This is a genomic window from Ensifer sp. ZNC0028, from assembly GCF_000799055.1.
Classification (GTDB): domain Bacteria; phylum Pseudomonadota; class Alphaproteobacteria; order Rhizobiales; family Rhizobiaceae; genus Ensifer.
The window spans coordinates 48,224-67,567 of sequence record NZ_JTLA01000108.1; the positions used below are offsets into that span (position 1 = coordinate 48,224).

Consider the following 19,344-nt stretch of genomic DNA (forward strand, 5'->3'; position numbering starts at 1 on the left):
TGGAGTGAAAGTTGCGCCGGTGTTGTCTGAAGTTCAGGTGCGCGAATGCATACTGGGGACACACATGGCCAAATATACGACCTCATCCTCGAAACACGCCCGTTTCTTCCAGGGCGCGGCAATCGCGCTGGTGGCGCTTGCGCTTGCCGGCTGCGCCAATCAGCCGAAGAAGGAACTGACGACGGGGTCGATCTCCAGAACGTCGAAACCGGTGCAGTCCATGACCGCGACCGAGCTTTCGGCCGCTGCCGAAAGCATCGGCCAGGCCTACGAGAAGAACCCCAAAGACCGCGAAGCGGGGCTCAACTACGCCAATCTCCTGCGCATGACCGGCCGCAACGAACAGGCGCTTGCGGTGATGCAGCAGGTCGCGATCAACCATCCGTCCGACCGCGAAGTGCTCGGCGCCTACGGCAAGGCCCAGGCCGCCGCCGGCCAGCTCGAGCAGGCGCTTGCGACGATTGGCCGGGCGCAGACGCCCGACCGTCCGGACTGGAAGCTGAAATCGGCCGAGGGCGCGATCCTCGACCAGCTGGGCCGCGCCCAGGAAGCGCGGCTGCGCTACCGCGAGGCCCTCGAGCTCAAGCCGAACGAGCCGTCGGTGCTTTCCAATCTCGGCATGTCCTACCTTCTGACCAAGGACCTTCGCACCGCCGAAACCTATCTCAAGTCTGCGGCAAGCCAGCCCGGCGCCGATAGCAGCGTGCGCCAGAATCTCGCGCTCGCCGTCGGCCTTCAGGGCCGCTTCCAGGAAGCCGAGACGATCGCCCGCCAGGAGCTTTCCAGCGAACAGGCGGAAGCGAACGTCGCCTATCTGCGCTCGATGCTGTCGCAGCAGGGCGCATGGAAAGAACTCGCCAAGGCCGACGACAAGAAGGTCGCCAACTAAAGGCGAACCGCATTCTTCGGAGACGCCCTTGGCGCCTCCAGGCTTCCGATCTACTGCCTAAACAGTCAGCAAGTCTGCCGCGCACATTTGCGCGGCATGCCTGTCTACGGCTGCGCACAGGCAATCCCCTGACGATAATTGAGCGCCGGTGGCGGTGCGCCGCTGCCTAGAACTTGTCGGCGACCTGGATGCCCGCCGGTCCAAGAATGACCGCGACCAGCACCGGCAGGAAGAACAGGATCATCGGCACGGTCAGCTTCGGCGGCAGAGCGGCCGCCTTCTTCTCGGCTGCGGTCATACGCTGGTCGCGGCTTTCCTGTGCAAGCACGCGCAGGGCCTGGGCGATCGGCGTGCCGTAGCGGTCCGCCTGAATCAGCGCCTGGACCACGGATTTGACCTCATCGAGGCCGGTGCGCTGACCGAGATTTTCAAGCGCAACCCGGCGCTCGGGCAGGAACGACAGTTCCGCCGTCGTCAGCACCAGCTCTTCCGCAAGCTGCTGCGACTGGGACGCCACTTCGTCGGCGACGCGGCGCATGCCCAGCTCCATCGACACGCCCGATTCGACGCAGATCAGCAGGAGGTCCAGCGCGTCCGGCCAGGCCCGGCGTATAGACGCCTGGCGCTTGGAGATCGCGTTGGTCACGACGATGTTCGGCGCGTAGAAGCCCAGATAGGCAAAGCCGATCGCGAAGAACAGCCGCACCATGAACGGTTTGTCGACAAAGTTGCCGAGGACGAAGATGTAGACGAGCGCTACGAGCAGGAACAGGAAAGGCAGGCAGAAGCGCGCGAACAGGAAGGTGTTGAGCGCGTTCTGCGAGCGGAAGCCGGCCATTTTCAGCCGGTTGACGGTGTTGTCGTCGACGAGCGCGGAACGCAGATTGAGGCGTTCGACGATCTGCCGGATGGAGGCGTTGTTCTGCCCGCGCAGGCTTGCCCTGCCGTTCTGTACCTCGGCGGCAAGCCGCGCACGTTCGCGCGCCCGGATCTGCTCGCGCTCGGTGGCAACGGACTTCATCCGCTTGCCGAGGTCACCGCGATCAAAAAGCGGCACGATCAGCGAATAGAAGGTCGCGAGCACGGCGAGCGAAACCAGGACGGCGATGACGACGTTCGGATCGGTCAGGGTCTTGATCAGGTTCGTGCTCATCGAGGCCCTCAGATGTCGAAGTTGATCATGTTGCGCATCACCCAGATGCCGATGCTCATCCAGAACAGGCCGGCACCGATGATCAGATGACCGCGCGGGTCGGTGAAAAGCACCATCATGTAGGCGGGCGATGTCAGGTAGACCAAGAGCGCGACGATGAACGGCAGGGCGCCGATGATGCAGGCCGAGGCCTTGGCTTCCATCGACATGGCGCTGACCTTTGCCCGCATCTTCTTGCGCTCGCGCAGGACCTTGGACAGGTTGCCGAGGGCTTCCGAGAGGTTACCGCCCGCCTGCGCCTGGATGGCGATCACGATGGCGAAGAAATTCACTTCCGGCAGAGGAATGCTGTTGACCATGCGGGCGCAGGCCTCGGTCACGCTCAGGCCCACCTGCTGGGATTCGACCACGCGGCGAAACTCGGTCTTGACCGGTTCCTGACCGTCGGCGGCGATGAGACGCAACGCGTCGTTCAAGGGAAGGCCCGACTTGATCGAGCGGACCATGACCTCGAGCGCGTTCGGGAACTCCTCGAGAAACTTCTTGCAGCGCCGCTTGATCAGGTAGCCGATGAACCAGCGCGGCAGGCCGAGACCGGCGACCAGGCCAAAGCCGGCGGCAATGGCAAGCCCGGCCCCCGCCATCAACACGACAAGAAAAGCAAAGAAGCCGAACAGTGCGCTGAACAGATAGAAGCGCCCGATAGAGATCGACAGGTCCGCCTGTGTCAGACGCACCTTCATCGAAGGGGCAGTCTTGGCCGAGCGCTCCTGCTGTTTCTTTTCCAGCTCCTTCAGCGAATCCTGGACGGATTTTCTCCGTTTGGACAGTTCACTCACGCGGTCGCGCGCGGCCTTCATCTTGGCGCGGTCGGTTTCCGCTGCGCTGATCTTGCGTACGCGGCCTTCCGCCTTCTTTTCGCTTTCGATGCGCGAGAACAGCAGGCCGTAGGCAAGCGCCGCCGCCGATATGGCGACGAGGGCCGCGAGTGCCAGAACGGTGATGTCTATCCCGAACATCGCAGCTCCTAGCCCTTGTCCATCGCGTCGAGGGTCGCAGCCAGGCGCTTGTCCTCGTTGAAGTAACGGGCACGATCCCAGAAATGCGGCCGGCCGATGCCGGTCGACATGTGGCGGCCGATAATCCGTCCGCCGGCGTCTTCACCGTCAATCTCGTAGCGCATCAGGTCCTGGGTGATGATCACGTCGCCTTCCATACCCACCACCTCGGTGATGTGGGTGATGCGGCGGGACCCGTCGCGAAGGCGGGACGCCTGGATGATGACGTCCACCGATCCGGCGATGATCTCGCGCACGGTCTTTGCCGGCAGCGTATAGCCGCCCAAGGCGATCATCGACTCCATGCGGCTCAGGCATTCGCGCGGCGTGTTGGCGTGGATCGTCCCCATCGAACCGTCATGGCCGGTGTTCATCGCCTGGAGCAGGTCGAAGACCTCCGGGCCACGCACTTCGCCGACGATGATGCGTTCCGGCCGCATGCGCAGGCAGTTCTTGATGAGATCGCGCATGGTGATCTCGCCTTCGCCTTCGATATTCGGCGGGCGAGTTTCGAGGCGCACGACATGCGGCTGCTGCAATTGCAGTTCGGCTGTGTCTTCGCAGGTGATCACCCGCTCATCCGTGTCGATGTAGCGCGTCAGGCAATTGAGCAGCGTCGTCTTGCCCGAACCCGTGCCGCCCGAAATGACGATGTTGCAGCGGACGCGGCCGATGATCTGCAGGAGAACAGAGCCCTCTTGCGTGATCGAACCGAAGCGGACCAACTGTTCGAGCGTCAGCTTGTCCTTCTTGAACTTGCGGATGGTCAGCGCCGTGCCGTCGATGGCGAGCGGCGGGGCGATGACGTTGACGCGGGACCCATCCGGCAGGCGCGCGTCGCAGATCGGGCTCGATTCATCGACGCGACGGCCGACCTGGCCGACGATGCGTTGGCAGATCGAGAGAAGCTGCGCGTTGTCGCGAAACCGGATTTCCGATTCCTGCACCTTGCCGGAAACTTCGATGAAGGTCTGGCCGGCACCGTTGACCATGATATCGGCGATGTCGTCGCGGGCAAGCAGCGGCTCGAGCGGACCGTAGCCCAGAACGTCGTTGCAGATATCGTCGAGCAGTTCCTCCTGCTCGGAGATCGACATCGCGAAATTCTTGATCGTGATGATGTCGTTGACGATATCGCGGATTTCCTCGCGCGCGCTCTCCGTATCGAGCTTGGCGAGCTGCGACAGGTCGATCGTGTCGATCAGCGCGGAAAAGACCTGCGATTTGGTGTCGTAATAGTCTTCCGTTCGCGCCTGCCGCCGCCTTGCCGGCGGGGCGGGTGTCGGCGATCTGGCGCCAGCGGAGGGCGTATCGGCGAGAACCGGAACGGCGCGCTCGACCACCGGCGCTTGCACCGCAGCCACGATCGGCGGCGGGGCGGAAACCGGGGTGCCGCCGCCTTTACCGAAGCCTTCGTTTCCGCGCTTGCCAAACATCTGGGTAATCCTACGTCCTATTTCCTGCCGAGCGCTGCGAGCATCTTGCCAAGGCCGCCGCGCCGGGCCTTCTTCATCGTCACGCGGCCGGTCAGAAGATGTGCGAGCTGCGAGAAGGTTTCAGCGGCCGGCGCCTTCTTGTCGATTTCGGCAATCATCCGCCCGCTGTTCGAAGCGTTGCCGAACAGGGCCGCGTCGAAGGGAATGATGGCTGCCGCTTCGATTTCCAGCGAATCGCAGAACTCGTTGGCGGCAATCTCCGGCCGCTTCGGCATGCCGACCTGGTTCAGCACCAGATGGGGCGGCTTGTCGTTGGGGCGCAGCCTCTTCATGGCATCGAGCAGGTTCTTGGTGTTGCGCAGGCTCGCAAGGTCGGGGATCGCCGTGATCACCACCTCGTCGGCTTCGCCGAGCACGGAGCGCGTCCAGTCCGTCCACAGATGCGGGATGTCGAGAACGGAAACCGGAGCGCTGCGCTGCAGGATCTCGAGGATCGGGTGGAAAGCTCCGGTCTCGAAATCATAGGCGCGGTCGAGCATCGACGGCGCGGCAAGCAGCGACAGGTGCTCGGAGCATTTGGTCAGCAGGCGATCGAGGAACACCTCGTCCAGGCGCTCCGGCGCAAAAACCGCTTCGGCAATGCCCTGCGGCGGATCCTGGTCGAAATCGATGTTAGCCGTGCCGTAGGGCAAGTCGAGATCGGCGAGAATCGTTTCGGTCGAGAACAGGCTGGAGATGCCCCAGGCGCAATTGTGCGCGATCACGGACGATCCGCAGCCGCCCTTCGCACCGATAAAGGCGATGCTTCGCCCCAAGGGTTCGGCATCCGGGTCGACGAAGATCGCCGACACGGCCGTGAGAATATCCGGCATCGATACCGGCGCGACCATGTATTCGGAAATGCCGTTGCGGATGAGTTCGCGGTAGAGCCCGATATCGTTGTGCTTGCCAACGAGGATCACCTTGGTGCTGGGGTCGCAGACCTCAGCCAGCGGCGCCAGTTCAGTCAGCAGCGACCGCGGCTCCGTCGCCGTCTCGAGGATGATCAGGTTGGGCGTCGGTACGGTCGCAAACATGTTCGCGGCGGCGTCGATGCTGCCGCTGTTGATGCGCAGGCTCACTTTCGCCATGCGTCGATCCTGCCCGCAGCGCTCCATCAGCCGCAACATCGCGTTGCTTTCGCAAAACGCGTGGATCGAAATCCGCGGCAACGGCCGAACCTGCTCCAGATCGCTCGTGCGCGCATCGAAGGACGGGTCGTCCCCCTCGGCGCCAGTTTCGATCCTGTAATCGATGGTACTCATCTTTTCATCCAGCCGATATCAGTTGAAGGTGATGACCGTGCCGTCCTTCTTCTCGGTTCCACGCCAGTCCGAGATCACCTGGCCGCGCTGCACCGCGTCGATCGGCGACGTTTGACGCGGCCCGAGGAGGTCCGTCGGATTGGCGATCTGAGCCGCCAGGTTTGATTGCGTGGCGCAACCGAAGTTGTAGTAGTTCTTGTTTTCCATGGTGTTGAGGTTCAGGTCCTCCGGCCAGGTGCCGCAAGGTCCCGTCTGCGCCGTGATCGCCACATAGCTCAGACGGATGGGCGCGGCATCGCCGTAGGGTCCGGCGTCATAGCTCGTCTCCAGCAACCTTTTGGGCGGCACGCCGGCGCTCGCCAGCACGCCGCGGATCTCCCGGCGCATCGCCTGGGCTGCGTGGCTGTTGGCAGCCCCCCGCGGCATCATGATCTGCACGACCCCGCTTGCCGAGTTGCGATAGTCGGCTGCAAAGCCGGCGATGACATCGCGCGTGCCCTGGGTGAGACGGCGATCGCCCGAGGCAATCGGGATGTCGATGACCCGCTCCCCTTCGGCAAGCACGATCGGATGCCGGGTGCGGTAGTCGTCGGGTATGGAGCCGGTCGCCAGATTGTCCCGCGTGCCGCAACCGGCAAGCAGGGCACCGGCCAGCACCAGGATGGCCGCCCGGCTCGTGCGACGGATGAATGTTCCTGACGGACCTGAGGACATGGCGTTCGGCCTTTCGGAATTCGCGTGAGAATCGGTTCGAAGCGTCATGACCCAGCCTATTTGTAGATGAAGCCAACGTTGCCGTGGTAACGGCCTGCCGGAGCCACTGCCTCCGGACGGCCGTAAATGCGGTTCACGCGACCGAGGAAGTAGCTGTCGAGGTCGTTGACCGGATTGAAGTTGTCGTCAGGCCGGGAGATCGCGCTTCTGGCAACCGGGCGGACCAGATAGGGCGTGGCGATGATGACCAGTTCGGTCTCGTTGCGCACAAAGTCCTTGCTGCGGAACAGCGTGCCGAGAACCGGGATCTTCGCTGCGCCCGGCAGGCCGGACATCGCCTGGCGAATGTTGTCCTGAACCAGGCCGGCGATCACGATCGAGCCCCCGGACGGGAGCTCGACGCTGGTCGAAGCTTCGCGCTTGCGAATACCAAGGAAGGTGTTGCCCGGGATCGTGTTCTTGCCGTTGCCGGTAACGACAGATCCCTCGTAGGTGGGCTCAGAAACGTTCGTCTCGATCTTCAGGCTGATGCGGCCAGGCCCGAGCACGACCGGCTTGAAGTTCAGGCGGATGCCATATTCGACATCGTTGACTTCGCGGATGACCTTATCTTCAGTAACTTCCTGCGTTCCCGGCAGACGGAATTCGCCGCCGACGTAGAACTTCGCTTCCTGTCCTGAAATCGCCGTCAGGCTTGGTTCAGCCAGCGTCCGCATGACACCGGCCTGCTCCATCGCGTTGATGTAGCTGGAAATCGTCGTACCGCCGACTGTCTTGTTGATGATCGCGTTCACGCCGATGCCGACCGCATCGCCGAGGTTGGCCGGGTTGCGGAAGGCGATACCGCTTTCGCCGTCGCCAACGCGGCCGTTGAAGCCAAGCTGTTTCAGCACCTGGCGGCTGACCTCGGCAACGGTGACCTTGAGATTGACCTGGTCGTCGCCGTCGATCGTTAGAAGGTTGACGATCTGCGACACCTGCCGGTCTTCGGCGAAGATATCCGCGTCGCCGTTGTTGCCCTGGGCCGTGATGTTGCGTGTGGTCGCTTCACCGCCCTGGAGGAAGGCCTTGGCAAGGTCGACGGCGCGGGTGGAATCGAGCGGCGTGCGCACGGTACCGGTCAGCACGATGTTGTCCGAGACGATCTCGACATTGATATCGGCATCCGGAATGAAGCGGCGCAGGTTGGACTGAAGGTTGGAGACATCGCGCTCGACCTCGATGTCGAGGGAGACGATCTCCTCACCGTTGGGACCGAAGACGAAGATGTTGGTCTGGCCGACGGACTTGCCGAACAGGTAGATGCGCCGCGAGGTGCGGGTCACGGCGTCGGCGAGCGACGGGTCGGCGACGAGGATATCATGCGCGTCCGCTGGCAAGTCGACGACCACGGCCTTGTTCAAACCGAGGCTGACCTTCTTCTTCACGCCCGGGCCGCTTTCGACGATGCGGACGACCGAGGACGCGCCGGCAAAGGCTTCCGTCGGCGCCGGCAGATACATGCCGGTCACCGCCAGGCAGAATGATAGGCCGGCTGCGACAGACGCCCGAAATTTGTTTCCGCTCCGCTTCACCTTATGCCCCGTGCTCACCTGGTTCCTGCCCGTGTCTGTCATTGCTGCGTCTGGCCGACCGTGCCATCGCCCTTGACGATGGAGCCGGACTTGATGACCTGAATGTTCGGTTGGCCGTCGCCGCTCAGCAGATAGTCTGCTGCATCCGTGTCAGGCTCCTGTGCGTCGGCGACGCTTCGAAGCGCCAGCGAAATGCGTTCCGCCATCTGCTGTGCGACCGTCATCACCTTCGACTGGTCAGGCGTAAGTTCCAGCGTGGCCGTGGTTCCGACCACCGCTTTGGTGCCGTCATCCTTTTCCTCGACCTGCTGGTCGATCGCGAGCACACGCACATTGCTGAGCACGGTTTCGGTCAGATAGAGCTCGCCGTCACCTTTGCGCACCATGATCACGTCGACGCGGTCGTTCGGCAGGATGAAGCCGCCGGCACCGGTGGCGACCGTGATTTCGGTCGCGACGGCGCGCTTACCCGCTGGGAGCAGCGACGACATGATGCGGCTGGACGAATCGGCCACCTTTTCGTGACGAACGGGTTCGCCGTTGAAGATCGGCAGGCGCACGACCGCGCCGGTCAGATCGTCGATCGCAGTCGGCTGGTTTTCTTCGGTGATGATGCCATCGACCACGCCATCCTTCGGCCAGGCCATCCATTGGATGCTGTCACCGCCCAGTCGCGATCCGACGGGCAGGCTCTTGCTGGCGACAAGCACGTTGACGGTGGGGGCACGCTCGACGACCGGTTCAGCCATCTGCGGCGCAGGCGCGCCTGTCAGCCTCATCGCCAAAAGACCGGCCATCGCAGCCGAGAGAACGGCCACTGCCAGTATGATGATGCGAACCGGTTTCATGATTGTTTCCGAGCCCCGAAAAAATGCCAGGGTCAGATTGATCAGGAATTGGTGTAATTATGGTTAACGGATTACTTATGAGCGCAGTTAACGAAAGTTGACCAGCCGGGCGCGTGACCTTTCAGGACAGCCGCGCGAAGGCCGCCTCCATCAGCGGCGACGAGGGATAGGCGGCAAAGCCCCCAAGCGCGATCGCGATCCCGTAGGGAACTTTCTTGGCGGTGAGCAGCAGCTGCGGGAAAGGAATGCCGCTCGCAAGGATCGTATGCTCCTGCCGGCGCAACAAAAGCACCGCGAGCGTCAGCAGCCCACCGAAGATCGAGACATAGAGCAGGAAGGCCGTCAACGACGGCGTCAGGCCGAACCAGATGGCGCTGGCCGTCAGCAGCTTCGCGTCTCCGCCCCCCATCACGTTCGTCGCAAACAGGGCAAAACATGCGGCAAAGACTGCAGCGGCTGCGAGAAGATGCAGGCCGATTTCCGTAAGCCCCAAGCCGGACATCGGCGCCACCAGGAAGAAGACGCCAAGCAGGATCACCGAAACACGGTTCGGGATCGTCATCGTCAGCAGGTCAGAAAACGCCGCGAATCCCAGACAAAAGGGAAAAACCACGAAAATGGCGGCTTCAATCATGTTTCCTGCCTCCGAAATGAGAGCAAACAATCTGCGATGCCTGCTGGCTTCCAGATAACAATAGAGCCGCCTTTTGGGGGCGGCTCTATTGCAGGTTCTTGCGAAACCTGTTTCGTCAGAGCTTGCCGGCCGTGGTCGTCGTGATCTTGCCACCGATCCCATTGAACGTGGAATCGAGGGAGTTCCCGAGCGTGGTCGCACCAGCAATCAGGGCGACGGAAATGAGAGCCGCGATCAGGCCATACTCAATGGCAGTCGCGCCGGCTTCATCCCGTAGCAGGCGGCGGAAAATCTTCGTCATGCGAATTTCCCCTCGCTTGCGTTTAGCCGATTAGAGCTTGCCCGACGTGGTGCTGGTCAGCTTGCCACCGAGGCCGTTGAACGTGCTGTTCAGCGAGTTGCCGAGGGTGCTGGCACCAGCGATCAGGGCAACCGAGATGAGGGCTGCGATCAGGCCGTATTCGATGGCGGTCGCGCCGGACTCGTCCTTCATCAGACGGGCAAAAATCTTCTTCATGATGATTCTCCTACTTCACGTTTGTTGTTCAGCACTTCCGCCAACTGTTGCCGTTGATCGGATGAACCCCAAACTAGTCCTGGCGCATTGCCATCGACTTAAAGAAGGCGGTTACCTGAAGGTTAACGAAGCGTCCCTGATTTTTGGGTAAACGAACAGAAAACGACAAGGCCTCCGCAAAGCCTCGACGGGCTTGACTTAACGGTTCATTCACCAAGACAAGGGAGTATGGCGTGAACACCACCTAGGGACCCGCCATGACCACGCCATTCGCGACCGGCCGAGCCGCCATATTCGCATTCGCGATCGCTGCCCTTGCTCCATCGGTTGCCGCCGCGGCCGAGAGCGATATGATGCGCGTGTATATGGATCACGCGCGCGTACTGAAGCTCGATCGCCCGGTCAGCAAGGTCATTATCGGCAATGCCGAGGTTGCGGACGCAACGGTTGCCGACGCCCGTACGATCGTGATCACCGGCCGCAACTTCGGAACCACCAACCTGGTCATCCTGGATCAGGACGGAAACGCGATCGTCGACGAGCGCATCCTGGTGTCGATCGACGAAGGCAACACCGTGCGCGTCTACAAACAGACGTCCCGCACCGTGCTCTCCTGCACACCAAATTGCGAGCGTCACGCCGAACGCAAAACCGCAGGTAGCACCAATTGATTTTTATGGGTTCCAGGCCGGTGATTCGTTAAAATACACATCACCCCTGAGAACGAAATATCAATGGTTGCTCCATAATCTGCCGCCCGTCTGGCGTAACATGATGGGACGGCGCAATGAACATCGAGCAGGGCACAGGGCGGCCGAGCGGGGCCGAAAAATGGCGAAAAGGCATCTTCAGCCGCTTCCTTCGCAACCGCAAAGGCACGACGAGCATCGAGTTCGCCATTCTCGCGCTCCCCTTCTTCGTGGTGATCTTCGCGTCGCTCGAAACCTTCGCCGCCTTCTACGGCGACCAGCTACTTGCGAATGCGACGGAGACGATGGCGCGCAAGGTCCGCACCGGTCAGATCACCTTCCAGCAGGGAAAACAGACCGACATGAGCGAGGCGCAGTTCCGCCAGGCGTTCTGTGAAGAGATCTCGGTCCTGATGAAGTGCTCGGCGACCGAAGCCGGCCAACCCTCGCAATTCTATCTGGACGTCAGAGCGGTCGCCGATCTCAGCAAGTTTCCCGTGCTGATCCCGCGCAAGACCGATTCCACCGACATCGACACGACCGGCTTCAAGTTTGCCCCCGGCGGCCCCGGCTCGTTCAACGTGCTTCGCGCCTACTATCGCTGGAGCGTCTTCACGGACCTCGTCAGGCCGTTCATCACCAACCTGCGGCCAGCCGGTTCAAGCATGCCGAAGGACTATCTCATGGTGGCGACCGCCACCTTCCGAAACGAGAGCGAGTGAGGCGCCCCGCGATGTCGTATTCCGCATTAGAAATCCTGCGCCTCAAGCCGATCACCAAAACTCTTGGCGCGCTGCGGCGCGACAAGAGCGGCGTCGGTGCGGTCGAATTCGCGATGGTCGCCCCGCTTTTGGTGGTGGCTTATCTCGGCGCCTTCGAACTTTCGGTCGGCTTTACCGTTGCCGGCAAGACCGCGCGCGCCGCAAGCGCTACGGCCGACGTCGTCGCGCAGCAGACGGAGGTCAACAAGGCCTTCCTTACCAATGTGTCGAACATCGCAAAGAGCATCCTGGCGCCCTACGGGAACACCAACTACACGCTGAAGATCAGCGGCATCGCGGTCACGAACACCAATGAGGGCACGATCCTGTGGTCGCGCGATCAGGCAGGCGCCACGCCCTATGCCGTCAATACGAAGGTTTCGCTGCCCGCCCAGTTCACGGCGACCAACTCCTTCGTCATTCGCACGGAACTGACCGTACCGCATGAACTCCTGCTCTATGCGCCAAGCCTTCAGGCGACGGCAAAGACCATCGATCTCTCCAAGACGGCCTACTTCCACGCACGCCTCTCCCAGCCGATAAAATGCTCGGATTGCTGATCGGACGGGTGTCCGACGCAATTGCATTGAACAACAAGCGGCGCTATCCCTTCGAGATTGCGCGGGTGCCCTAGAGGGCGCGCCTGCGCTTTTCCGGAGGTTTCGGGCCGCAATCGCTGCGCGCCCGCTGTCAGGTGCATCATGGCGCGTGCCTTTCTATTCGTTCTCGATTCCTTTGGCATAGGCGGGGCGCCCGACGCCGAAGCCTTCGGCGATCTCGGTGCCAATACGCTTGGCCATATCGCCGAGTTCTGCGCTATCGGCGCTGCCGACCGGCCCGGTTTGCGCGAGGGGCCGCTCAGCCTGCCAAACATGTCTGCGCTTGGTCTGATCCACGCGGCGAAGCTTGCGACCGGCACCGTTCCCCAGGGCATGCCTGTGCCCAATCGCGTCTATGGCGCCTATGGCGCGGCAAGCGAGGTATCGCGCGGCAAGGACACGCCCTCCGGTCATTGGGAAATCGCCGGAACACCGGTCATGTTCGACTGGGGCTACTTCTCCGCCGAAGGCGACGCCTTTCCGCCGGAGCTCGTCGAAGACATCTGCCGCGAGGCCAACATTCCCGGCATTCTCGGCAACTGCCACGCCTCCGGCACCGACATCATCGCCCGCCACGGCGAGGAACATATGCGCAGCGGCAAGCCGATCTGCTACACCTCGTCGGACTCGGTCTTCCAGATCGCAGCGCACGAGCAAAGCTTCGGCCTCGACCGGCTGCTCGAGCTTTGCCTGATCGTTCGCCGCCTGCTCGACGACTACAATATCGGCCGCGTCATCGCCCGCCCCTTCGTCGGCACGAGCCCGCAGACTTTTGTGCGCACCGGCAACCGCCGCGACTTCTCGGTGCTGCCGCCCGAGCCGACGATCCTCGATCGACTGGTGGAGGCCGAGCGCACGGTCCACGCCATCGGCAAGATCGGCGACATCTTCGCCCACCAGGGGGTGACGAAGCTGACCAAGGCCGACGGCAACATGGCGCTCTTCGATGCCAGCCTCGCAGCCATCGACGAGGCCGAGGACGGCAGCCTGGTCTTCACCAATTTCGTCGATTTCGACATGCTCTACGGCCATCGCCGCGACGTTGCCGGCTATGCGGCGGCGCTCGAGGCCTTCGACGCACGCCTGCCCGATCTCGACCGGCGCCTGCAGCCGGGCGACATCGTCATCCTGACGGCCGACCATGGCTGCGATCCGACCTGGCGCGGCACCGACCATACGCGCGAGCGCGTGCCGGTGCTGATGTTCGGGCCGTCGCTGCGCAGCCGCTCGCTCGGCATTGCCAACACCTTCACGCATATCGGCGAAACCGTCGCCAAGCATCTCGGCATCGCGCCGGGCCACCATGGGAGAAGCCTCATTTGACCGCACATCTGAAGAAGGCGGAACTGCATTGCCACATCGAGGGCGCGACACCGCCCGAGCTGGCTCTCGCCCAGGCCGATAAATACGGCGTCGACACCAGCGCGATCATCCGCGACAAGGCCTATGTCTGGGAAGACTTCACCAGTTTCGTGAAGTGCTACGACGCCATCGCCTCGCTGTTCAAGGCCGAGGAAGACTACGCGCTGCTCGCGGAAGCCTACCTGACGGAACTCGCCGAAGCGGGCACGATCTATAGCGAGATCATCGTTTCGCCCGACCACGGCAACACGATCGGCCTGGGTGCCCACGCCTATCTCGAAGGCCTTGCGGCCGGCATGGAAGCGGCCCGGCAGAAGACCGGCATCGAATCGCGCATGCTGATCACCGGCATCCGACATCTCGGCCCGGAATCGGTGATCAAGACGGCCGAGTTCGCCGCGAGGCGCGAGCACAAGCTCGTCACCGGCTTCAACCTCGCTGGCGAGGAACGCATGCACAAGGTCGCCGACTTCGCGCGCGCTTTCGACATCGTGCGTGATGCCGGCCTGGGGCTGACGATCCATGCGGGCGAGCTGTCCGGCGCCTTCAGCGTGCGCGACGCGCTCGACCATGTGCGCCCGTCGCGCATCAGCCACGGCGTGCGGGCGATCGAAGACGCGGATCTGGTGCGGCGCCTGGCGGACGCCGGCGTGGTGCTCGAGGTTTGCCCCGGCTCCAACATCTCGCTTCAGGTCTTCCCGGATTTCGCGTCGCATCCGCTGCGCGCACTGCACGAGGCCGGCGTGCGCGTGACGCTCAACTCCGACGATCCGCCGTTCTTCCATACGTCGCTCGCCCAGGAATACGACATCGCCTCCGCAGTGATGGGCTTCAGCGACGGTGAGATCAACGGCATGACCAGGACCGCGATCGAAGCCGCCTTCGTCGACGAGCCGACGCGTAAGCTGCTGCTGGCGCGGATCTAGGGCACAGGTCGCGATTTGCCGGCTGGGGATGACGGTCTCCCGCCGGCCAATACCCTTGCGGCGACGGCGCATTCCATGGAAAAAGGACGGATACAAAAATCCGGAAAGGTGAGCCATGAACGGCGTTACAGTGATCGATCATCCGCTTGTGCAGCACAAGCTGACCATCATGCGCAAGAAGGAGACCTCGACTGCGGGTTTCCGCCGGCTTCTTCGGGAAATTTCGACGCTGCTCTGCTACGAGGTGACGCGCGATCTCGAACTGACGATGGAGCGCATCGAAACGCCGCTGCAGGAAATCGACTCGCCGGTCCTCGAAGGCAAGAAGCTTGTCTTCGCCTCGATCCTGCGCGCCGGCAACGGGCTGCTCGAAGGCATGCTCGAGCTGGTGCCTTCCGCCCGCGTCTCCCATATCGGCGTCTATCGCGACCATGAAACACTCGAAGCGGTGGAATACTACTTCAAGGCACCCGAGAGCCTGTCAGAGCGCCTGATCATCGTCGTCGATCCGATGCTTGCCACCGGCAACTCGTCGATCGCCGCGATCGACAAGCTGAAGGAACGCGGCGCCAAGAACATGCGCTTCCTCTGCCTGCTCGCCGCGCCCGAAGGCATCCGCAACTTCCAGAGCGCGCACCCGGACGTGCCGATCTTCACGGCCTCGATCGACAGCCACCTGAACGAACTCGGCTACATCATGCCCGGTCTGGGTGACGCGGGCGACCGCATGTACGGCACCAAGTGATTTGCTGATCCTTAACCAGGATCTGAAGTCGATGAAAAAACCGCCGGATCCCGGCGGTTTTTTTATGCCCTCTTAGGCGTCATCCGCTCTACTTGCACGAGCATATCTGTTCGATCGAGAGGTGATGTCCATGCTCGTCCGTCTGCTTACATTGGCCGGTGTGGCCGCGCTTGCGGCGATGCTGGTGCCTCACTTCGCGACGAGCGTCCTGACACAGGCCGACAGCAACTCGGCCGTCGAAACGACGCCTGCCGCGCCGGCAATGACAGCGAAATACGCCTCTGGACGCAGCGTCGTGCTCGACGCGGACGGAAGGGGACATTTCTTCGGCACGTTTCGCATCAACGGCCGCACCGAACGCGGACTGGTCGACACGGGCGCCAGCGCCATTGCCATCAACATTTCAACCGCGCGCCGGCTCGGCATCTCGGCGAGCTCACTCTCGTTTGCCTCCCGCGTCAGCACCGCCAACGGGGTCATCGAAGCGGCTCCGACCATGCTGAGCCGGATCGAGATTGGCGGTATCGTGGTGCGCGACGTGCAGGCGCTTGTGCTGCCGGACAAGGCGCTTTCCGGCACGCTGATCGGCATGACTTTCCTCAACCGATTGTCGTCCTTCCGCGTGGAGGACGGCGCCCTGCACCTCGTCAGGTGATCTTGGCCAGGATCGGAGACCTCGTCTCCGGCTCGACGTCGTCGATCGTGTAGAGTTCCAGCAGGCGTCGCCGGGCCGCTTCCGCAGCCCCCTGGTCGGCCGCGTGAACGAAGGCGATCAAATCGCCCTTCTCGACCCGCGTTCCAAGCGGCTTCAGGGCGTCGAAACCGACGCGATGATCGATCCTGTCGTCCGGATGCGAACGCCCGCCGCCGAGGGCGATCACGGCCATGCCCAGTTCCCGCGTCTCGCAGGCAGCCAGATAGCCGGATTGCTCGGTCTCGACCGGCAGGATGACCGGCGCACGGCCGAGATAGGCGACCGAGCGCTCGATGAAATCCGCTGGTCCACCCAGCGCATGGACCATCTTCCCGAAGCGTTCCAGCGCTTCTCCGCTGCCAAGCACCTTACGCGCCAGGGCTTCGCCCTGTTCGGCATCGCCGGCAACCCCGCCCGCCACCAGCATTTCGGCGGCAAAGGCGAGCACGACCGTTTCAAGCCGTGTTCCCTTCTTCTCGCCCCGCAGGAAAGCCAGGCAGTTGTCGATCTCCAGCGCATTGCCGGCCGCGTCTGCCAGCGGTTCGTTCATGTCGGTTAGAAGTGCGCAGGTGCGCACGCCGGCGCCGTTTGCGACATCGACCAGCGAGCGCGCCAGGATCTCGGCCTCGCGCGTGTCGCTCATGAAGGAACCGTTGCCGAGCTTGACGTCGAGCACCAGCGACTGAAGGCCGGCAGCGAGCTTCTTCGACAGGATCGAGGCCGTGATCAGAGGTACCGAATCGACGGTCGCGGTGACGTCGCGGATCGCATAGAGGCGTTTGTCGGCAGGCGCGAGATTGGCGGTCTGGCCGATGATCGCGCAGCCGATCTCGTCGACCGTGCGGCGGAAAACAGCCGCCGACGGCTGGATATCATAGCCGGGTATGGATTCGAGCTTGTCGAGCGTGCCGCCGGTGTGCCCGAGGCCACGCCCTGATATCATCGGCACGGCGAGCCCGCAGGCAGCAACGATCGGCGCCAGCATCAGAGAGACGTTGTCGCCGACACCGCCGGTCGAGTGCTTGTCGGCAATCGGGCGTGAAATGCCACTCCAGTCGAGCGTCTCGCCGCTGTCGCGCATCGCCAATGTCAGCGCGACGGTCTCCTCGCGACTCATGCCGGAGAACCAGACCGCCATGGCGAAGGCGGCGACCTGCCCTTCGGAGATCGAACCATCCGACAGGCCGCGAATGAAATCCGCGATCTCGGCCGGGGCGAGGTGCTCGCCGTTGCGCTTGCGCCTGATGGTTTCCTGCGGAAGCATCGTCACCCGCGCACCGCGTCGGCCGCGATCATGTCTGCGAGGATCGCGGCCAGCCGCTTGCCGCCGACCGGCGCCATGTCCTTGGTCTCGTGATGGCTGATCTCGCCACCGGTCATGCCGGCGCCGAAATTGGTGATGACAGAGGCGGCAACGACGCGGAGGCCGAAGAAGCGTGCGAGGATGACTTCCGGAACCGTGGACATGCCGACCGCATCGGCTCCGAGGATGCGCGCCATGCGGATCTCCGCCGGCGTTTCGAAGCTCGGGCCGGAAAACCACATATAGACGCCGGCGAGAAGCGGAATGCCGAGGCGTTCGGCGCTCTCCTGCATTCGCCCCGCAAGCTCTGCATCATAGGCATTGGTCATGCCGACGAAGCGATCGTCGCTTTCGACGCCGATCAACGGGTTGAAGCCCGAATAGTTGATATGATCGGAGATCCGCATCACCGATCCCGGCGGCAGATCCTCGCGCAGCGATCCGGCGGAATTGGTCAGCACCAGGCATTCGATGCCGAGCGCCTTCAGGGTTTCCAGCGGACCGCGCATCGCATTGGCGTCGCCCTGTTCGTAGTAGTGAACCCGACCGGAGAGCATGACAACGGGCACGCCCGAGAGCGTTCCGGCCACGAGCTCGCCGGCATGACCGGAGACGCTGCTGACCGGGAAGCCGGGGATTTCGGAGTAGGAGAGGCGCAACGTCTCGTCCAAAGCCTCGACCAGCGAACCGAGGCCGGAGCCGAGCACGATGCCATAACGCGGAGACAGGTCGCCGAGCCGGGCCTTCAACAGTTCAGCGGCCGCGGTCATCCCAGGATCTCGGTTTCGAAGCTGTGCGGAAGGAGATCGGATAGCGCCAGGGTCTTCTTCACCCCGGTCTCGTCACAGAGGAAGATACGCGTGCTGGCGCCGGAAAATTCCGCCAGCCGCTGACGGCAGCCGCCGCAAGGTGGGCAGAGCGCCAGCTTCTCGGCGATCACGGCCACTTCCAGGATCTTGCGCTGGCCGGCCATGACCATATGGCTGATCGCGGTGGTCTCGGCACACCATCCCTCTGGAAACGACAGGTTCTCGATGTTGGCGCCGGTGTAGATCTTGCCGTCTTCGGCGCGGATCGCCGCGCCGACCGGAAACTTCGAGTAGGGCGCATGCGCCTTGGCCATTGCGTCGCGCGCGGCTTCGAACAGTTCCTTTTCCATGGTTCTAGCGCTCCTTCACATAGGGGACGCCGCCGGCCTTCGGCGGGATGGCCTTGCCGATGAAGCCGGCAAGCAGGATCACGGTGAGGATGTAGGGCAGCGCCTGCATCAGCTGCACCGGCACCTGACCGATCAGCGGCAGCGGATTGCCCTGCAGGCGGATGGCGAGCGCATCGAGGAAGCCGAAGAGCAGGCAGGCAAGCATGATGTTGAACGGCCGCCACTTGGCGAAGATCAGCGCTGCCAGCGCGATGTAGCCCTTGCCGGCGGTCATGCCTTTGACAAAGCCGGCGGTCATGGCGAGCGACAGATAGGCGCCGGCAAAGCCGCAGAGAATGCCGCAGCAGATGACGGCGCGATAGCGCATCCAGATCACCGAGATACCGGCGGTGTCGACCGCGCCTGGGTTCTCGCCGACCGCGCGCAGGCGCAGGCCGAAACGGGTGCGGTAGAGGATCCACCAGCTGATCGGCACCATGGCAAAGGCAACATAGGTCAGGATGAAATGCCCGGAAAGCAGGTCCGAATAGATCGGGCCGAGGATCGGGATTTCCCGGATACTGTCGGCATAGGGGAAGGTGATCGTCTGGAAGCGCGCGCCTTCGCCGAGCGCCGGCGTGCGGCCACCCTGGCGGAACCAGGCTTCACCGAGAATGACGGTCGAGCCGGCGACGATGAAGTTGATGGCGACGCCAGAGACGATCTGGTTGCCGCGCTGGGTGATCGAGGCATAGCCGTGCACCAGCGACAGCGCGATCGAGATCAGGATGGCGGCGAGCAGCCCCATCCAGACGGATTGGGTGACGGCAGCAACAGCGCCGGCGGCGAAGGCGGCCCCAAGCATCTTGCCTTCAAGGCCGATGTCGAAGATGCCGGCGCGCTCGGTAAAGAGCCCTGCCAGCGCTGCGAAGATCAGCGGAACGGATACGCGGATGGTGGACTCAAGGAGCACCACGATGACGTGGAAGAAATCCATGGC

General features: G+C 63.0%; 22 protein-coding genes. 8 read left to right on the forward strand and 14 right to left on the reverse strand.

Translation table 11 applies throughout. The features are described from left to right. The first annotated feature begins 64 nt into the window (after nucleotides 1-64). On the forward strand, nucleotides 65-889 hold the full coding sequence (locus L981_RS25195; RefSeq protein WP_043622763.1) for a tetratricopeptide repeat protein: 825 nt from the start codon (nucleotides 65-67) through the stop codon (nucleotides 887-889). Between the two features lie 166 nt (nucleotides 890-1,055). Here L981_RS25195 and L981_RS25200 read toward each other — a convergent pair whose 3' ends face one another. The 10 genes from L981_RS25200 to L981_RS25245 form a co-directional block, all read right to left on the reverse strand. Continuing rightward, nucleotides 1,056-2,042 carry a type II secretion system F family protein gene (locus L981_RS25200; protein ID WP_043622766.1) on the reverse strand — a complete coding sequence of 329 codons (987 nt, stop codon included), beginning with the start codon at nucleotides 2,040-2,042 and terminating at the stop codon, nucleotides 1,056-1,058. Between the two features lie 8 nt (nucleotides 2,043-2,050). Further along, nucleotides 2,051-3,061 carry a type II secretion system F family protein gene (locus tag L981_RS25205; protein ID WP_043622769.1) on the reverse strand — a complete coding sequence of 337 codons (1,011 nt, stop codon included), beginning with the start codon at nucleotides 3,059-3,061 and terminating at the stop codon, nucleotides 2,051-2,053. A gap of 8 nt (nucleotides 3,062-3,069) precedes the next feature. Continuing rightward, nucleotides 3,070-4,536, reverse strand: coding sequence for a CpaF family protein (locus L981_RS25210; RefSeq protein WP_043622771.1), 1,467 nt, complete (start codon nucleotides 4,534-4,536; stop codon nucleotides 3,070-3,072). 17 nt (nucleotides 4,537-4,553) lie between these two features. Next, a complete protein-coding gene (locus L981_RS25215; RefSeq protein ID WP_043622773.1) occupies nucleotides 4,554-5,840 on the reverse strand; it encodes a CpaE family protein in 1,287 nt (428 codons plus the stop codon). Nucleotides 5,841-5,858: 18 nt separating this feature from the next. Further along, nucleotides 5,859-6,554: a CpaD family pilus assembly protein gene (locus L981_RS25220; protein WP_156134230.1), complete on the reverse strand. Its 696-nt coding sequence runs from the start codon at nucleotides 6,552-6,554 to the stop codon at nucleotides 5,859-5,861. A gap of 56 nt (nucleotides 6,555-6,610) precedes the next feature. Next, a complete protein-coding gene (locus L981_RS25225; protein WP_052202011.1) occupies nucleotides 6,611-8,170 on the reverse strand; it encodes a type II and III secretion system protein family protein in 1,560 nt (519 codons plus the stop codon). Then, nucleotides 8,167-8,976: a Flp pilus assembly protein CpaB gene (gene cpaB, locus L981_RS25230; RefSeq protein WP_043622779.1), complete on the reverse strand. Its 810-nt coding sequence runs from the start codon at nucleotides 8,974-8,976 to the stop codon at nucleotides 8,167-8,169. Before cpaB ends, L981_RS25225 begins: the two co-directional genes overlap by 4 nt. Before the next feature lie 121 nt (nucleotides 8,977-9,097). Next, nucleotides 9,098-9,610: a prepilin peptidase gene (locus L981_RS25235; RefSeq protein ID WP_043622782.1), complete on the reverse strand. Its 513-nt coding sequence runs from the start codon at nucleotides 9,608-9,610 to the stop codon at nucleotides 9,098-9,100. 115 nt (nucleotides 9,611-9,725) lie between these two features. Further along, complete coding sequence (locus tag L981_RS25240) at nucleotides 9,726-9,911, reverse strand: Flp family type IVb pilin (protein WP_043622784.1); 186 nt, start codon at nucleotides 9,909-9,911, stop codon at nucleotides 9,726-9,728. A gap of 30 nt (nucleotides 9,912-9,941) precedes the next feature. After that, complete coding sequence (locus L981_RS25245; protein WP_043622786.1) at nucleotides 9,942-10,127, reverse strand: Flp family type IVb pilin; 186 nt, start codon at nucleotides 10,125-10,127, stop codon at nucleotides 9,942-9,944. Nucleotides 10,128-10,384: 257 nt separating this feature from the next. Between L981_RS25245 and L981_RS25250 the strand changes: the two genes are divergently transcribed. The 7 genes from L981_RS25250 to L981_RS25280 all read left to right on the forward strand — a co-directional run bounded on the left by L981_RS25250 (nucleotide 10,385) and on the right by L981_RS25280 (nucleotide 15,864). Next, entirely contained in the window at nucleotides 10,385-10,798 is a 414-nt protein-coding gene (locus L981_RS25250; protein WP_043622787.1) for a pilus assembly protein N-terminal domain-containing protein, read from the forward strand. Between the two features lie 116 nt (nucleotides 10,799-10,914). Beyond that, nucleotides 10,915-11,538 carry a TadE/TadG family type IV pilus assembly protein gene (locus tag L981_RS25255; protein WP_043622789.1) on the forward strand — a complete coding sequence of 208 codons (624 nt, stop codon included), beginning with the start codon at nucleotides 10,915-10,917 and terminating at the stop codon, nucleotides 11,536-11,538. Between the two features lie 11 nt (nucleotides 11,539-11,549). After that, the gene (locus L981_RS25260; protein WP_043622791.1) at nucleotides 11,550-12,137 is read left to right on the forward strand and encodes a TadE/TadG family type IV pilus assembly protein; all 588 of its coding nucleotides are present in this window, start codon (nucleotides 11,550-11,552) and stop codon (nucleotides 12,135-12,137) included. Nucleotides 12,138-12,278: 141 nt separating this feature from the next. Continuing rightward, complete coding sequence (locus L981_RS25265) at nucleotides 12,279-13,499, forward strand: phosphopentomutase (RefSeq protein WP_043622794.1); 1,221 nt, start codon at nucleotides 12,279-12,281, stop codon at nucleotides 13,497-13,499. Further along, nucleotides 13,496-14,464 carry an adenosine deaminase gene (locus L981_RS25270; protein WP_043622796.1) on the forward strand — a complete coding sequence of 323 codons (969 nt, stop codon included), beginning with the start codon at nucleotides 13,496-13,498 and terminating at the stop codon, nucleotides 14,462-14,464. The genes L981_RS25265 and L981_RS25270 overlap by 4 nt, the downstream gene beginning before the upstream one ends. Nucleotides 14,465-14,579: 115 nt before the next feature. Then, the gene (gene upp, locus L981_RS25275) at nucleotides 14,580-15,209 is read left to right on the forward strand and encodes a uracil phosphoribosyltransferase (protein ID WP_034805105.1); all 630 of its coding nucleotides are present in this window, start codon (nucleotides 14,580-14,582) and stop codon (nucleotides 15,207-15,209) included. A 130-nt stretch (nucleotides 15,210-15,339) separates the two neighbouring features. Continuing rightward, on the forward strand, nucleotides 15,340-15,864 hold the full coding sequence (locus tag L981_RS25280; RefSeq protein ID WP_043622859.1) for a TIGR02281 family clan AA aspartic protease: 525 nt from the start codon (nucleotides 15,340-15,342) through the stop codon (nucleotides 15,862-15,864). On the opposite strand, the gene deoA is transcribed toward L981_RS25280, so the two are convergent. Genes deoA through L981_RS25300 form a run of 4 tightly spaced genes read right to left on the reverse strand, consistent with a single transcriptional unit; the run spans nucleotide 15,857 to nucleotide 19,341 of the window. Beyond that, complete coding sequence (gene deoA, locus L981_RS25285) at nucleotides 15,857-17,173, reverse strand: thymidine phosphorylase (protein WP_043622799.1); 1,317 nt, start codon at nucleotides 17,171-17,173, stop codon at nucleotides 15,857-15,859. The genes L981_RS25280 and deoA overlap by 8 nt on opposite strands. After that, on the reverse strand, nucleotides 17,170-17,976 hold the full coding sequence (locus L981_RS25290) for a purine-nucleoside phosphorylase (protein WP_043622802.1): 807 nt from the start codon (nucleotides 17,974-17,976) through the stop codon (nucleotides 17,170-17,172). The genes deoA and L981_RS25290 overlap by 4 nt, the downstream gene beginning before the upstream one ends. Next, complete coding sequence (locus tag L981_RS25295) at nucleotides 17,973-18,365, reverse strand: cytidine deaminase (protein WP_043622805.1); 393 nt, start codon at nucleotides 18,363-18,365, stop codon at nucleotides 17,973-17,975. The genes L981_RS25290 and L981_RS25295 overlap by 4 nt, the downstream gene beginning before the upstream one ends. 4 nt (nucleotides 18,366-18,369) lie before the next feature. Then, on the reverse strand, nucleotides 18,370-19,341 hold the full coding sequence (locus L981_RS25300; protein WP_043622808.1) for an ABC transporter permease: 972 nt from the start codon (nucleotides 19,339-19,341) through the stop codon (nucleotides 18,370-18,372). Nucleotides 19,342-19,344 lie beyond the last annotated feature (3 nt).